Origin of the sequence: Microbacterium sp. NPDC089987 (genome assembly GCF_044748505.1) — a bacterium.
In the GTDB taxonomy this organism is placed as follows: Bacteria; Actinomycetota; Actinomycetes; order Actinomycetales; family Microbacteriaceae; genus Microbacterium.
The window spans coordinates 678,801-693,017 of the sequence record NZ_JBIVGE010000002.1 but is presented as its reverse complement, the minus strand read 5'-3'; the positions used below and the strand labels follow the sequence as shown (position 1 = coordinate 693,017).

Below are 14,217 nucleotides of genomic sequence, written 5' to 3'. Positions count from 1 at the left end.
GTCAAATCTGCTCGCTCGGCCCATATGGCCGCCTCACACGAGAGGAAGCGACCATCCGGGACCAGTCAGCGAGAGCGACACCAACGCCATGCAACGCACAGGGCCCATATGGCCGCCTCACACGAGGGGAGGCGACCATATGGGCCCAGCGGGCGAGAGAGCCAGTGACGAGAAGGCCACCGGCCGCGCGACTCAGCGCACGGGCTCGAGCAGCGGGATGTCGTAGCGGTGCGGCGTGCCGAAGCGGTGCGCGGTGATCGACACGGCCTGCTCGCGCAGGAAGGTCAGCATCTCGACGCGACCGGCCGAGACGACCGGGTTGGCGTAGATCGCGAGGCTCGGCGATCCCTCGACGGCCGTCGCGGTCTCCAGCGCGTCGGCGCCGATCAGGCGCACGCGGCCACCCGCGGCGGCAAGGCGACGGGCGTGGGATGCCCAGGTCGCGGCGTCCTCGGTGACCACGACGACATCGTGCGCACCGAGCCAGGTGACCACGGGCGCGGGCAGAGCGGATGCGGAGCTCACGGTCACCCGTGCGCGCAGGCGCGCTCCGGCGGTGGCGACGCGCAGCAGCTCGGCGACGCGGCCACCCTCGAAGCGGATCGTGACCGGCAGCGCCTGGTAGCGCAGCGCGTTCTGCTCGGTGATGAGGCCGGTGGCATCCCGCACGACGCCGAACTCGGCTGCCAGCGCGTCGATGTCGGTGGCCAGCGCGCCGCGCAGCCACTCGGCGTCGGCGCCCTCGACGAGGGCCGCGGCCGATGACGCGAGCGCGTCGAGCGTCGTGGCCGACTGCACCGCGGCATCCGTCCACTCCGACAGGGCGACCAGGTAGTTCGGGCCGCCTGCCTTGGACCCGGCGCCGACGGCCGCCTTCTTCCAGCCTCCGAACGGCTGACGCTGCACGATGGCACCGGTGGTGCCGCGGTTGACGTACACGTTGCCGGCTTCGATCGAAGCCAGCCACTGCTGCACCTCGTCGACGTCGAGGGAGTGGATGCCGCTGGTGAGGCCGTAGTCGATGTCGTTGACCATGTCGATCGCCTCGGTCAGCGAGTCGGCGGTCATGACACCGAGCACGGGGCCGAAGTACTCGACCCGGTGGAACTCGCTGCCGCGCTGCACGCCGTCGCGGATGCCAGGGCTCCAGAGCTGACCGGCGTCGTCGAGCTTCGCAGGCTCCAGCATCCAGGACTGCCCGGGGTGCAGCTCGGTGAGGGCGCCGACCAGCTTGCCCTCGGCCGGTCCGATCAGCGGTCCGATGCGGTTCGTGCCGTCTTCCGGCATGCCCACCTCGTAGGCGCGCACGGCGTCGATGAGCTGACGGCGGAAGCGCTCCGACTTCGCGACCGAGCCGACGAGCACCACGAGCGAGGCGGCCGAGCACTTCTGGCCGGCGTGGCCGAAGGCCGAGTACGCGACGTCCTTCGCGGCGAGATCGAGGTCGGCCGACGGGGTGACGATGATGGCGTTCTTGCCGCTCGTCTCGGCGAGCAGCGGCAGGTCGGCACGGAAGCCGCGGAACAGCTCGGCGGTCTCGAAGCCCCCGGTGAGGATCACGCGACCGACAGCCGGGTCGCTGACCAGCTGGGTGCCGAGCTCGCGCCCGTCGAGCTGCACGTACTGCAGAACGTCGCGCGGCACGCCGGCCTCCCACAGCGCCTCGATCATGACGGCGCCCGAGCGGCGGGCCTGGCGGGCGGGCTTGATAATCACCGGCGAACCGGTGGCGAGCGCCGACAGGGTGGAGCCGGCCGGGATGGCGACCGGGAAGTTCCACGGCGGGGTGACGACGGTGAGTCCGACGGGCTGCATGACCGCGCCGTCGACGTCGGCGAGCTTCTTGGCGCTCTCGGCGTAGTAGTGCGCGAAGTCGATCGCCTCGGAGACCTCTGGGTCGCCCTGCTCGATGATCTTGCCCGCCTCGGATCCCATGACCTCGAGCAGATCGGCGCGGCGCGCCTCGAGGATGTCACCGGCGCGGTGCAGGATCTCGGCGCGGCCGGCGGCGCCGAGGGCGCGCCATGCCTCACCGGATGCCACGGCCGTGGCGATGCGCTCGGAGAGCTGCTCCGAGGTGCTGAGCGTGTTGGCCGCGACGGTCTCGTCGCCGAGCGTCGAGCCGACCATCCGCGAGCGGATCGCGTCAGCCCAGGCGCGGTTGCCGGCCAGCGACGGGTCGGTGTCGGGCGTGTTCTGGAACACGTATCCCTCCTGGGCCCCTGAGCCCGCCGAAGGGTCGGGCGACTGGCGGTTCTGCGTGCGGTTCGCGGCAGGCACCTCGACGGGGACGGTCTGGATGGATGCCAGGAAGCGCTGCTTCTCGCGCTCGAACAGCGCCGGATCGGTGTCGAGGTCGAACACGGCCGACATGAAGTTCTCGTGCGAGGCGCCCTCTTCGAGACGGCGGATCAGGTAGGCGATCGCGACGTCAAACTCGTCGGGGTGCACGACGGGCGTGTAGAGCAGCAGCGAGCCGACGGTGCGCTTGACGACCTCGGCCTGGGCCGTGGCCATGCCGAGCAGCATCTCGAACTCGACTCCCTGGGTGACGCCGCGCTTCTCAGCGAGCAGCCAGGCGAGGGCGATGTCGAACAGGTTGTGCCCTGCGACGCCGATGCGCACGTTGCCGATGTGCTCGGGGCGCAGCGCGTACTCGATCACGGCCTTGTACGACGAGTCGGACTGCTGCTTCGACGACCAGGTCGCGAGCGGCCAGCCGTGGGTCTCGGCGTCGACGGTCTCCATCGGCAGGTTGGCGCCCTTGACGACGCGCACCTTGATCGGCGCTCCACCGTCGGCGACGCGGGCGGCGGCCCACTCCTGCAGGCGCATCATCGCCGAGAGCGCGTCGGGCAGGTACGCCTGCAGCACGATGCCGGCCTCGAGGCTCTTGAACTCGGGTCGGTCGAGAATGCTCGTGAAGACCGCGATCGTGAGGTCGAGGTCCTTGTACTCCTCCATGTCGAGGTTGATGAACTTCTGGGTCCCTGAGCCCGTCGAAGAGCCACGCGCGGCGATCCGGTACAGCGGCAGCAGCGCCTCGGCGGCGTCGGCGACGGCCTCGTCGAAGGCCCACGGGCTGTGCGGGGCAACGGTCGACGACACCTTGATCGACACGTAGTCGACGTCGTCGCGCTCGAGCAGACGGCGGGTGCCCTCGAGACGGCGCTTCGCCTCCTCACGTCCGAGGATGGCCTCGCCGAGCAGGTTGATGTTGAGCTTCACGCCCTGCGTCTCCCGGATGTGCTTGATGGCGGCACCGAGCTTCTCGTCGCGCGCGTCGACGATGAGGTGGCGCACCATCTGCCGCAGCACGGCGCGGGCCGAGGGAACGACCACGCCGGGCAGCATGCCGGCGGTGAAGCCGCCGAGGCCGATCGCGGCGCGCATCGGCGCGGGCAGGAACCCGGGGGTCAGCGGCACGAGCTCCTTCAGCTTGGTCGCGGCGACCTTGAGGTCTTCGGGGCGCACGACGCCGTCGACGAACCCGACGGTGAAGTCGAGTCCGTTCGGATCGCGCAGCACGCCGGCGAGGCGCTCGCCTGCGGCATCCGTCGGGACGTCGCGGCTCTCCACGAGCCACTTCTTCACAAGGGCGACGGCGTCGTCGCCGAGCGCGGCGAGTTCGGCGATGGATGCTTCGGAGGCGGGCGCAGAAGTGCTCATTCCTACAGGATGCCCCGGGGACACCGTGCAAGAAAAGCGATCGTTTCTGAATAGTATTGTTCGATATCCCCACCGGTCGTTGAGCGCCCTTCGACTCGTCGCTGCGCTCGTCGCTCAGGAACCGCGAGCGAGACGAAACGCGTTCATCAGAGGAACTGACATGTTCGAGCTGAGACGGCTGCGCCTGCTGCATGAGCTGGCGCTGCGCGGCACGATCGCGGAGGTCGCCGCCTTCCTCTCCTACTCCCCCTCGACCGTCTCACAGCAGCTCTCGCTGCTGGAGAAGGAGGCCGGAGTCGCGCTGCTCGAGCCCGACGGCCGCAGGGTGCGCTTGACCCCGCAGGGCCGGATGCTGGCCGAGTACGCCGCACGAGCTCTGGAACTCGACGAGGAGGCACGTGCCGCATTGACCGCGCACGCAGGTTGGGAGCCGGTGCGCATCGCTGCGATGCCCACCGCTGCGCAGACCATCGTGCCGGCCGCGCTGACCCTGCTGGCCGAGCGCGCCCCCGGGCTGCGTGTGGAGCTCGCCGAGCTGCCGCCCGAGGAGAGTCTGTTCGAGCTGTGGGCTCGGCGCTTCGACCTGGTCATCGCCGAGCAGTACCCGGGGCAGACGCGCGAGAAGCGCGACGGGGTGGTGCACGAGCTGCTGGGCGAGGACCCCATCCGCATCGTGCTGCCGCCGGCCGAGCCTCCGGTCGCCCTGCAGGAGCTGCGTGATCGCGCCTGGGTGATGGAGCCCGAGGGAACCGCCGTGCGGCAGTGGACGGTGCAGCAGTGCCGTGCCGCCGGGTTCGAGCCCGACGTGCGATTCGAGGCCGCCGACCTCACCGCGCACGTCCGCCTCGTGGCATCCGGTCATGCCGTCGGCATGCTGCCCGACCTGATCTGGGGCGACGAGCCCAGCCCGCTCTCCGTCGGCGACCTGCCCGGCTCACCGGTGCGCCAGGTGTTCACCGCGGTGCGCGCCGCCTCGCGCGCACACGAGGCGGTCGATGTGGTGCGCACCGCGCTGCGCGACGCCTTCGCCGCCCACCGCCGCGTCGCGCCCTAGACGGCCCACCGACCCTGCGTGAAGATGGGCAGGTGACCGCATACCTCCGCCCCGCGATCGCGTCGCCGGTGTTCCGCGACGACGACGGCCGGGTGATCGAGTACGGGCGCAGGTGGCCGGACTCCCCACCAGAAGACACCTACTCGGTGGATCGGCATCCCGAGCGCTTCGCGCCCCTGCACACCGTCGCCGACGCCCTCGTCGCCCACCTCCGCACCACGTACGACGTGGAGGTGCAGGAGGGCGTCGAGGTGGCATCCGATCTGCTCCACCCGCATCCCGACGTCGTCCGCGCCGTGCGGATCCGGCCGCCTGACCCGGCATGCGCGGTGCTGACCTTCGTGTTCACGGCGTACCCCGGCGTCTTCCTGCACGCCGGGCTGCTGCACGACTTCCACTATCCGACCTGCGGATGCGAGGCGTGCGACGAGGAGTGGACGGCCGAGGCCGAGCGTCTCGAAGAGCAGGTCCTCGCAGTCGTGACCGGGAACTACCGGGAGAGCATCGACCGCGGGCGTCGCCCGTGGGTCGAGTCCGAGACGACGTTCCCGAACGGGTCGAGCTCGGGGCAGGCCCGCGCAGAGGACTTCCCGCCCGAACGTCTGACCGCAGCGCTGCCGATCCTCACCGGCCGAACCGAGGCGTGGGCGGCCTGGCCGCCGGCGCGCTGAGTCAGACCGGTCGGACCTGGGCGTGCGGCATCCGCTCGCGCATCACGCGGACCGCCTCGGGATTGTCGTCGACGAGCACCGCATGCCGCCCGAGGGCCGAGGCGACCGCTCCGGTCGTACCCGAACCCGCGAACAGGTCGAGCACCCGGTCGCCGGGCCGCGACGACGCCTGCACGATGCGGCGCAGCACTCCCTCGGGCTTCTGCGTGGGGTAGCCGGTCTTCTCGCGGCCGGTGGTCGGCACGATCGTGTGCCACCACACGTCGGTGGGCAGCTTGCCGCGGGCGGCTTTCTCGGCGGTGACGAGACCGGGGGCCATGTACGGCTCGCGATCGACGTCGTCGGCGTTGAACACGTGCCGGCCGGGGTTCTTCGCGTACACAAGGATCGTGTCGTGCTTGGTGGGCCAGCGGCTGCGCGACTTCGCGCCGTAGTCGTAGGCCCAGATCAGCTCGTTGAGGAAGCAGTCGCGCCCGAACACGGCATCCATCATCACCTTCGCGTAATGCGCCTCGCGGTAATCGAGGTGCAGGTAGAGGGTGCCGTCGTCGGCGAGCAGCCGCCAGGCCTCCTCGAGCCGCGGCATGAGGAAGTCGCCGTAGTCGTCGAAGCGGTCATCGAAGGTGCGCAGCATGCCGCGCACTCGCTCGTACGAGTGCCCATGGAACCCGTACCGGATCTCCTTCGCGACCTCGAGCGGCTCTGCGTCGACGGCATCCGCCTCGGGGGGCACGCTGCGCCGCGCGGTGACCACCTCGCGGCCGCGAGTGCGACCGGTGTTGAAGGGCGGGTCGAGATAGATCAGGGTGAAGGATCCGGATGCCAGCGACGCGGCGGCCGCGAGATTGTCGCCCTCGATGATCTCGACGGTCCCCGTCGCCGCGGCGGGCCGGTCCTGGGCTGCTGCGGCGGGCCGGTCCTGGGCTGCTGCGGCGGGCCGATCCTGGGCTGCTGAGCCTGCCGAAGCATCGCCCGACCCTTTGACAGGCTCAGGGACCCAGGTGGGAGATGTCACACTCACGACGCCCTGCACTCAAGGAACACGGTGCAGCCACGCGTCGGTCGCGAACTTGCTCTCGACCAGGGCCTCGGCGGCCGCGTACTCGTCGGCGGTGATCCCGCCGTCCTCCGCCCCGGTGAGCGCACGGAAGGTGGCCTTGAAGCGGTCGATGATCTCGCTGCGCTCCATACCGGTCTGCGTGCGCAGCGGGTCGACGCGCTTGGCCGCCGAGGTCGTGCCCTTGTCGCTGAGCTTCTCGCGCCCGATCCGCAGCACCTCGGTCATCGTCTGCCCGTCGATGTCGTACGAGATGGTCGCGTGGTGCAGCACACCGCCGTTTGCCAGACGCTTCTGCGCCGCGCCGCCGATCTTGCCGGTGGGCGAGGCGATGTCGTTGAGCGGCTGGTAGGTGGCGTCGATGCCGACGGATCGAAGCGCCTGCAGCACCCAGTCATCGAGGAAGGCGTACGAATCGGCGAACGTCATGCCCTGCACGAGCGCGGCGGGCACGTATAGCGAGTAGGTGATGATCTGGCCGGCGGCCATCATCATCGCGCCGCCGCCGGAGATCCTGCGCACGACGTCGAAGCCGTGCTTTGCTGCGCCCTCCGGGTCGACCTCGTTGCGGTACGACTGGAACGATCCGATCACGACGGCCGACTCGTTCCACTCCCAGATGCGCAGGGTCGGGCGCCGGCGCCCCTCCCCGACGCGGGCGGTGAGCACCTCGTCGAGCGCGAGGTTCATGCGCGGCGAGACGGCCTTCTCGTGCACGATCTCCCAGTCGAAGTCACGCCAGCCGGGAGCGGTCACCAGGGCGCGGCGCACCACCGTGCCGACCGTCTCGGGCGAGAAGCCGAGCAACTGGGCGCCCTCGGGCAGCGCCGCGCGCACGGCGGCGGCGATCGTTGCGGCGTCGGCCTCGACCGGCATGCCGTCGACAGCGGCGTTGATGGCCTCGAGCGCCGTGTCCGGCTCGAGGAAGAAGTCGCCCGCGAGGCGGAAGTCGCGGATCAGTCCGTCGTCGACCTCGAGGTCGACGACGACGAGCTTTCCACCGGGAACCTTGTACTCACCATGCACCCGTCCAGCTTAACTGCGGCCGCCCCGCACCGTCCGGCCGGGTGTCGATGATGCGGGACGACCGCCAGCGGGAGCAGTGAGCAGTCCTTGACGGAGGAACTCTGGCATGAAACGACATTGCTTACCGATCTCGCCAGCCGTTCTCACGACTACCCCGTTTGATGGCGCTTGTCGCAGCGCTGGTCGAGGCGTATCGTCTTCCCAACTAGGGCGGGCCGATTCATAGGGGAATCCAATGCACGTGAAACCCGGTGCGCGGTTCGAAAGCGTCAAGGGAAACATGATTCTAGAAGGCTGCCAGTTCGAGTCCGAAGGAAAGAGCACCCGCGCAGTCTTCTTGCGTGGATCGAAGATCCGATAAGTCTGACCGTCACGAAAACCAGTACGAAGCGGTTCTGGAACTCGTCAGGCGGATACTCCGGCAGCCATTATCGGTATCAAGCGACCAACACTGGGTGGACCATGACCGGGTACACTCCCCTAGACACAGCTACATATTCGGACACTATTGCGCGATTCCAGAACTTCGCATTCTGCAATCCCTTGGTTGCCACCTACTCGAACCACAATGCCACGAAGATCACCACCAGCACGGGCGGCACGTGGTCCTATTATCAGAACATGTATAAGTGGGGAGACTGCAGTAGTCTACTTAGCTACCATTACGCCACCTATACCTTCTGAAAATTGCTACCTTTCATATGACTGAGCACAGCCAGCGGAATCGCACCACGGGTGCGGCGCTCCTGGTCAGTTCGGTTGCCGGGTTCCTGCTCAGCATCGTGCTTCTCTTCGCGACCCTGCTAAGCGGCCTGGCCGTCGTCGGGGTCGGTGCGCTCGGGACCCGCATCCCTCTTCGCCGACGCGAGATGGCTCTTGCCGTCGGGGCAGGACTGCTCATCGGCGGTCTTGCGTACGTGCTTCTCGGGCTGTGGCAGGCGGCCGAGTCGCCGAGTCCGTGACGTCACTCGCCCACCGCGCACGGTCGGGTCGGGCAGGTCTGTGTCGATGCGCGGCTTGGCGCCGCGCGAGGCGCGCATCCACACGAAGAAGCCGACGATCGTGAACGCGCCGTAGAACAGGTACATGAACGCGGTGGCGTAGTAGCCGGCGGAGAACAGCAGCGGCACGCCCACGGCATCCACCGCCACCCAGATCAGCCAGAACTCGACCCAGCCCTTGGCCATCGCCCAGGTCGCCAGCAGCGATCCGACGAACGTCCACGCGTCGCTCCACACCGGCTCGTAGGATCCGAGCATCCGGAACAGCGGGGTGAGCGCCGCCGTCCCGATCAGCAGAGCCCCGACCAGCAGAACGCGCGTGCGCCCTGATGCCCACCGCGGCGTGACGGCATGCCCCTCGCTGTCGCGAGCCTGCCGCCAGCGCACCCAGCCGTAGATCGCCACCGCGATGAACATCACCTGACGACCGGCCTGCCCGAGCAGGTTCGCGGCGTGCTCGGTGCCGAACAGGCTGCCGAGGAACACGGTGAGCAGCAGCAGATTGCCGACGACCCCGATCGGCCACGCCCAGAGCCGGCGGCGCATCGCACCCAGAGCGCTGGCGAGACCGAAGACGTTGCCGACGACTTCCCGCACGAGCAGCGTCGATGAGCCGACGGCGATCTGCGCGTTGAACGCGTCGATCAGCCACTGCAGGACGTCGGGCACCTCAGGCCTTCGCCGGGATGCGCGACTCGAGCCAGGCGACCAGGTCGGCGCGCACGTCGTCCTGCTGCAGCTCGTTGAAGAGCTCGTGCCGCGCGTCGGGGTAGACCAGCGTCGTCACGTCGGTCAGGCCCGACCGGTTGCGGTACGCGTCGGCGAGCTTGTGCACGCTGCGCGGGCCGCCGACCGGGTCGTCGCGGCCGACCATCAGCAGCACCGGTATCCCCTTCGACGAGCTCAGGGACCCCAGAAGGTTCTTCTTCGGCAGTCCGTACAGGCGCGCCGCCTCGACCGGTCCGAACAGGGTGAGCAGCGGCACCTCGGTCGTCAGCGGGTCGTCACGGAACGCCGCCCAAATCGCCTCGTCGCGCGAGAGCCATTCCAGCCCGTGCGCGTTCGGCCCCTTCCATCGGGCGTTCAGCGGGCGCGGGTTGAGATCGGTCGGGGTGCGCAGCGCCGATCCGGTGAGCACGACCGCGTCATAGGCCTCCGGATGCCGGTTCAGCAGCATCTGCGCCAGGAACGACCCCCACGAATGGCCGAGCAGGACGAGCGGGAGGTCGGGATGCTCGCCGCGGATGATCTCGGTGAGCTGCCAGCACGCGTCGACGGTCGCGCGCAGGCCGCCTGGGCCCAGGCGGCCGAGCTTCGCCGGACCGCCGTGCTGCCGGATGCCCGTGCGGCCGTGTCCTCGGTGGTCGTCGGCGTAGACGTGGAACCCCGCCGCGACCAGCGCGTCGATGGTGCGGACGTACCGGCCGGCGTGCTCGCCCACGCCGTGCAGCAACTGCACCACTCCCCTGGCGTTGCCCGCGGCCTCGTAGACGTCGTAGACGATGGCGATGCCGTGGGCATCGACGAACTCAGCAGTGCGAGGGGCGGCCATGCCTTCGAGTCTACGGAGCGGGCTCGGCGCGGGCCGCCTGCCGCCCCGCCGTCAGGCCGCCTGCGACTTCGCGAGCGCGTCGACGATCGAACGCGCGGCCTCGAGGTCGGTGACCTCATGGCCGCCGACGCCGTCGCTGGCGGAGCCCAGGCGCACCCCGCCGTCGACGGTGACGGTGCGCTTGGCGGAGAAGTGCACGGCATCGACGCCTGCGCCGGCCACGGTGGCGACATCGGCCGCGGTGATCCCGCCGCCGGCCATCACCTCTATGTCTCCCGCCGCTTCGCGCACGAGAGCGCGCAGCACGTCGAGACCATCGACCGCGCGCGAGGCGGCCCCCGAGGTCAGCACGCGGCGAAGTCTCAGCTCGCGCGCGAGGTGCAGCGCGGCAAGCGGGTCGGGGGTGGTGTCGATCACCCGGTGCAGGGTGATCGACGCGCCCTCGGCCGCGTCGCGCAGCCGCGCCAGGCCGTCGCGGTCGAGCGTGCCGGTCGCGTCCTGGCATCCGATCACCACACCGTGCGCCCCTGCGGCGAGCGCGTCGCGGATGTCCCGCTCCATAACCGCGAACTCGTCGCGGTCGTAGTGGAAGTCGCCGGCTCGGGGGCGGATCAGCACGTGCACCTCGGGTCCGCCGCCCTCACCCGCCTCGAGAGCGAGCTCGACGGTGCCGCGCGAGGGGGTGAGTCCGCCGAGGCTGAGCGCCTGCGTGAGCTCGACCCGTGCGGCGCCGATCTCGCGTGCGATGCGCATGCCGGCGGTGTTCTGGACGGCGACTTCGAGGTCGAGGAGCATGAGAATTATTCTCGCATTCGCGTCCAGAAGGCGACACATTCGTGCACATCATTTTCACCAGCGCCGCCGGCGAGAACATTAGTTAGACTATCTAAGTAATGACCATTGACTTCGATGACTCCGCCGCCGAGCTGCGCTACGCGCTGTTCCGCCTCACCCGACGCCTTCGATCCGCCCGTGCGGTCGACGCCATGAGCGATGCGCAGCTGGCCGCCCTGGGCGCGCTGCGCGCACACGGGCGCCGCACCCTGTCGGGCCTCGCCGAGCACGAGCACGTCACCGCGCCGACCATGAGCGCCACCGTGAACGGTCTCGCCGAGCTCGGACTGGTGATCCGCGTGCCCGATGAGAGCGACCGGCGCCGGGTGTACGTCGAGCTGACCCCGCAGGGCGAGAGCGTCGTGACCGAGACGATCCGCAAGCGGAATCGCCTGATGGCCGACCTGGTCGACGCGCAGCGGTTCGACGGCGACGAGCTCGCCGTGCTGCACGCGGCCTCGGCCCTGCTGAAGAGGATGGCCGACGCATGAGCGCCTCCTCCGGCATGTTCCGCTCGTTCCGCAGCTTCAACTACCGCACCTGGTTCGCCGGCGGCGTCATCTCGAACATCGGCGGCTGGATGCAGGCCACCGCACAGGACTGGGTGGTGCTGACCGAGCTCACCGACAACGACGCCACGGCGATGGGCGTCACCATGGCCCTGCAGTTCGGGCCTCCCCTGGTGCTCGTGAGCCTCACCGGCTGGGTGGCCGATCGCTTCGATCGACGCAAGGTTCTGCTGTGCACGCAGACCGCACTCATGATGCTCGCCCTCGGTGTGGCCGCCCTGCTGCTCACGGGCGTGATGACCCTGCCGCTCATGCTCGTCTTCGCGGCTGCGTTCGGCGTCGCCAACGCGTTCGACGCCCCCGCCCGGCAGGCGTTCGTCTCCGACATGGTCAGCCTGGAGGACACCTCGAATGCCGTGGCGCTGAACTCCGCGGCGTTCAACATGGCTCGTCTGGTGGGACCTGCCGTCGGCGGAATCCTCATCGTGCTGCTGGGCTCGGGCTGGGTGTTCGTCGCCAACGCGGTCACCTTCCTCGCGATGATCGTCGCGCTGACTCTGATCAGGGTGAATGAGCTCACTCCGCGGGTGAAGAGCAGGCGCGGCGGCGGCGGGCTCGGCGAGGGCTTCCGCTACGTGCGGGGCAGGCCCGACCTCCTGGTCGTGTTCGTGATGGTGTTCCTCATCGGCGCGTTCGGCATGAACTTCCCGATCTTCGCATCGACCATGGCGCTCGAATTCGGGCGCGACGCCGACGGCTACGGCCTGCTCAGCTCGGTGCTCGCGATCGGCTCACTGGCCGGCGCACTGCTCGCCGCTCGCCGCGATCGGGCCCGGGTGCGGGTGCTGGTGATGGCCGCAGGAGGGTTCGGCGTGGCATCCCTCGTCTCCGCCTTCATGCCCACCTACCTGTCGTACGCCGCCGTCCTGATCCTGGTCGGCTTCTCGACGGTCTCGATGCTCACCACCGCCAACGGGTACGTGCAGACCACGACCGACGCGGCGCTGCGCGGCCGCGTGCTGGCGCTGTACATGGCGGTGATCATGGGCTCGACTCCGATCGGCGCGCCGATCGCCGGGTGGATCGTCGACACGTTCTCAGCCAGAACCGCCATCGCGGTCGGGGGCATCGCCGGGGTCGTCGCCTTCGGGATCGGGGTCGGATGGACGCTGTGGTCGGGCCGGCTGCACCGCCGGGACGGACGACGCTTCCGACTCACTCTCGACGAGACGCGCCCGCTGTCGGTGATCCGGGCCATGGACCCCGGCTCGTTCGACGATCGGCCCACCACGACCACGCCGATCCGGATGGCCGATCCGCGCGACGGCGAGAGCTGAATGGCACGGCAGCATTCGCGTCGGCTCATGCTGGCGCTCGGCGCGCTCACGGCCTTCGGCCCCATCTCCCTCGACGTCTACCTCCCGTCGCTGCCGCAGCTCGGCGCAGACCTCGGCGCATCCGAATCGCTCACGCAGTTCACCATGAGCGCCTGCATGATCGGCCTCGCCCTCGGGCAGCTGCTGTGGGGGCCGATCAGTGATCGCTTCGGCCGCCGGATGCCGCTGATCGTCGCGATCTCGGGATTCGCCGTCACCTCCGTGCTCTGCGCGTTCGCGCCGACCATCGAAGCGCTGATCGCCATCCGCATGGTGCAGGGGCTGTGCGGCGCCGCGGGAATGGTCGTCGCTCGAGCCGTCGTGCACGACGTGTTCTCCGGCACCCAGGCGATCGCGGCGTTCTCGACCCTCGCCGCCGTGATGGGTGTCGCTCCCGTGCTCGCCCCGCTCGTCGGCGGGGCGGTCGCCACCTTCTCGGACTGGCGCGGGGTGTTCATCGTGCTCGCCGTCATCGGCGCTCTGCTGCTGGTCGTCGCCGCGACATCGGTCCCCGAGACGCTGGAGCGCGTCGACCGCACGACCGGCGGCATCGGCAGCGACTTCCGCGGCATCGGCGCGGCGCTGGGCAACCGCGCATTCATGCTGACGGCGGTCACGCTCGGCTTCGCCTCGGTCGCCCTGTTCACCTACCTGCAGCTCTCGCCGTTCGTGCTGCAGCAGCAGTTCGGGCTCACCGCTCAGTCGTTCGCGCTCGTGTTCGCGGCGAACTCCCTCGGCATCATGGCCATGGCGCAGCTGAACCGGCGCCTCGCCGGCCGAGTGCAAGGCGTGCGACTGGTGAGGTGGACGCTGAGCACGGCGATCGCCGCATCGCTGGCGATGACGCTGGCCGGGATGCTGGGATCTGCCGTGCCCTGGGTGCTCGTACCGCTCTTCATCGCCATGGCGACGCACGGAGTGAACAACCCATCGCTGACCGCGATCGCGCTCGGGAGCATCCGGCACGGCGCCGGCTCGGCGTCGGCAGTGCTCGGCACGCTGACGATGCTGCTGGGCGCCTTCGTGCCGCCGCTCGTCTCGATGCTGGGGGTGTCTGCGACCGTCATGGGCGCCACCATGCTGGCATCCTTCACCCTCGCCCTGCTCCTGCTCCTCTGCCAGCCGCGCACTGTCAAGGGGGTGTGACCGGCGCCGCCGGGCGCATACCTTCGCGGGCATGAACGAGCAGACCCCGATGTACGGCTCCCCCGACGGTCAGCACCCGCACGTCCCCGGACACGATCCGCTGGGCAGCGGCCTGCCGCGCCAGCAGGAGGCCAGGCAGGCGCAGACCGAGGCATCCGCCGACGACACCGCTTCCGAGCCCGTCGACGATGATGCCCCACTCGGCGGCGATGAGAACACCGAGGACCAGCTCACGGCCGACACAGCCGTCGAGCGCGACGCCCTGAAATCGCTCGACCCCGACGACACTCCCGCGTGACGGCGCCAGGTGCCGGTACCGTGA

Annotated in this window: 11 protein-coding genes and 1 pseudogene; 6 read left to right on the top strand and 6 right to left on the bottom strand. The window is 69.6% G+C overall.

Going from position 1 to position 14,217, the window contains the following annotated elements; genetic code table 11:
• Positions 1-192 precede the first annotated feature (192 nt).
• On the bottom strand, positions 193-3,669 hold the full coding sequence (locus ACIPV2_RS10940; protein ID WP_400841153.1) for a bifunctional proline dehydrogenase/L-glutamate gamma-semialdehyde dehydrogenase: 3,477 nt from the start codon (positions 3,667-3,669) through the stop codon (positions 193-195).
• 160 nt (positions 3,670-3,829) lie between these two features.
• On the opposite strand from ACIPV2_RS10940, the gene ACIPV2_RS10935 reads away from it, so the two are divergent.
• Positions 3,830-4,723, top strand: coding sequence for a LysR family transcriptional regulator (locus ACIPV2_RS10935; RefSeq protein WP_400841151.1), 894 nt, complete (start codon positions 3,830-3,832; stop codon positions 4,721-4,723).
• A 32-nt stretch (positions 4,724-4,755) separates the two neighbouring features.
• A complete protein-coding gene (locus tag ACIPV2_RS10930; RefSeq protein ID WP_400841149.1) occupies positions 4,756-5,394 on the top strand; it encodes a DUF6226 family protein in 639 nt (212 codons plus the stop codon).
• Between the two features lies 1 nt (position 5,395).
• Here ACIPV2_RS10930 and ACIPV2_RS10925 read toward each other — a convergent pair whose 3' ends face one another.
• From ACIPV2_RS10925 to ACIPV2_RS10905, 5 genes and pseudogenes are all read right to left on the bottom strand, one after another.
• Complete coding sequence (locus ACIPV2_RS10925; protein ID WP_400841816.1) at positions 5,396-6,256, bottom strand: DNA-methyltransferase; 861 nt, start codon at positions 6,254-6,256, stop codon at positions 5,396-5,398.
• Between the two features lie 171 nt (positions 6,257-6,427).
• A complete protein-coding gene (locus tag ACIPV2_RS10920; RefSeq protein WP_400841147.1) occupies positions 6,428-7,477 on the bottom strand; it encodes a biotin/lipoate A/B protein ligase family protein in 1,050 nt (349 codons plus the stop codon).
• Between the two features lie 977 nt (positions 7,478-8,454).
• Positions 8,455-9,135, bottom strand: a pseudogene (gene pnuC, locus ACIPV2_RS10915) (nicotinamide riboside transporter PnuC); the annotation flags it as partial.
• 13 nt (positions 9,136-9,148) lie between these two features.
• Positions 9,149-10,030 (bottom strand): alpha/beta fold hydrolase, encoded by an 882-nt coding sequence (locus ACIPV2_RS10910; RefSeq protein ID WP_400841145.1) that lies wholly within the window; start codon positions 10,028-10,030, stop codon positions 9,149-9,151.
• Between the two features lie 51 nt (positions 10,031-10,081).
• Entirely contained in the window at positions 10,082-10,825 is a 744-nt protein-coding gene (locus ACIPV2_RS10905; RefSeq protein WP_400841143.1) for a copper homeostasis protein CutC, read from the bottom strand.
• Positions 10,826-10,923: 98 nt separating this feature from the next.
• On the opposite strand from ACIPV2_RS10905, the gene ACIPV2_RS10900 reads away from it, so the two are divergent.
• From ACIPV2_RS10900 to ACIPV2_RS10885, 4 genes are read left to right on the top strand one after another with little or no spacing between them, the layout of a single operon-like run.
• On the top strand, positions 10,924-11,355 hold the full coding sequence (locus tag ACIPV2_RS10900; RefSeq protein WP_101188825.1) for a MarR family winged helix-turn-helix transcriptional regulator: 432 nt from the start codon (positions 10,924-10,926) through the stop codon (positions 11,353-11,355).
• Positions 11,352-12,710: an MFS transporter gene (locus ACIPV2_RS10895; RefSeq protein ID WP_400841140.1), complete on the top strand. Its 1,359-nt coding sequence runs from the start codon at positions 11,352-11,354 to the stop codon at positions 12,708-12,710. The genes ACIPV2_RS10900 and ACIPV2_RS10895 overlap by 4 nt, the downstream gene beginning before the upstream one ends.
• Positions 12,711-13,895 carry a multidrug effflux MFS transporter gene (locus ACIPV2_RS10890; protein ID WP_400841138.1) on the top strand — a complete coding sequence of 395 codons (1,185 nt, stop codon included), beginning with the start codon at positions 12,711-12,713 and terminating at the stop codon, positions 13,893-13,895.
• 31 nt (positions 13,896-13,926) lie between these two features.
• A complete protein-coding gene (locus ACIPV2_RS10885) occupies positions 13,927-14,193 on the top strand; it encodes a hypothetical protein (protein ID WP_400841136.1) in 267 nt (88 codons plus the stop codon).
• The last annotated feature ends 24 nt before the right edge of the window (positions 14,194-14,217 follow it).

What these genes read in the sequence shown, in the direction of transcription:
- ACIPV2_RS10940 (WP_400841153.1), bottom strand. Translation starts at nt 3,669, where the DNA reads ATGAGCACTTCTGCGCCCGCCTCCGAAGCATCCATCGCCGAACTCGCC.
- ACIPV2_RS10935 (WP_400841151.1), top strand. Translation starts at nt 3,830, where the DNA reads ATGTTCGAGCTGAGACGGCTGCGCCTGCTGCATGAGCTGGCGCTGCGC.
- ACIPV2_RS10910 (WP_400841145.1), bottom strand. Translation starts at nt 10,030, where the DNA reads ATGGCCGCCCCTCGCACTGCTGAGTTCGTCGATGCCCACGGCATCGCC.
- ACIPV2_RS10905 (WP_400841143.1), bottom strand. Translation starts at nt 10,825, where the DNA reads ATGCTCCTCGACCTCGAAGTCGCCGTCCAGAACACCGCCGGCATGCGC.
- ACIPV2_RS10900 (WP_101188825.1), top strand. Translation starts at nt 10,924, where the DNA reads ATGACCATTGACTTCGATGACTCCGCCGCCGAGCTGCGCTACGCGCTG.
- ACIPV2_RS10895 (WP_400841140.1), top strand. Translation starts at nt 11,352, where the DNA reads ATGAGCGCCTCCTCCGGCATGTTCCGCTCGTTCCGCAGCTTCAACTAC.
- ACIPV2_RS10890 (WP_400841138.1), top strand. Translation starts at nt 12,711, where the DNA reads ATGGCACGGCAGCATTCGCGTCGGCTCATGCTGGCGCTCGGCGCGCTC.
- ACIPV2_RS10885 (WP_400841136.1), top strand. Translation starts at nt 13,927, where the DNA reads ATGAACGAGCAGACCCCGATGTACGGCTCCCCCGACGGTCAGCACCCG.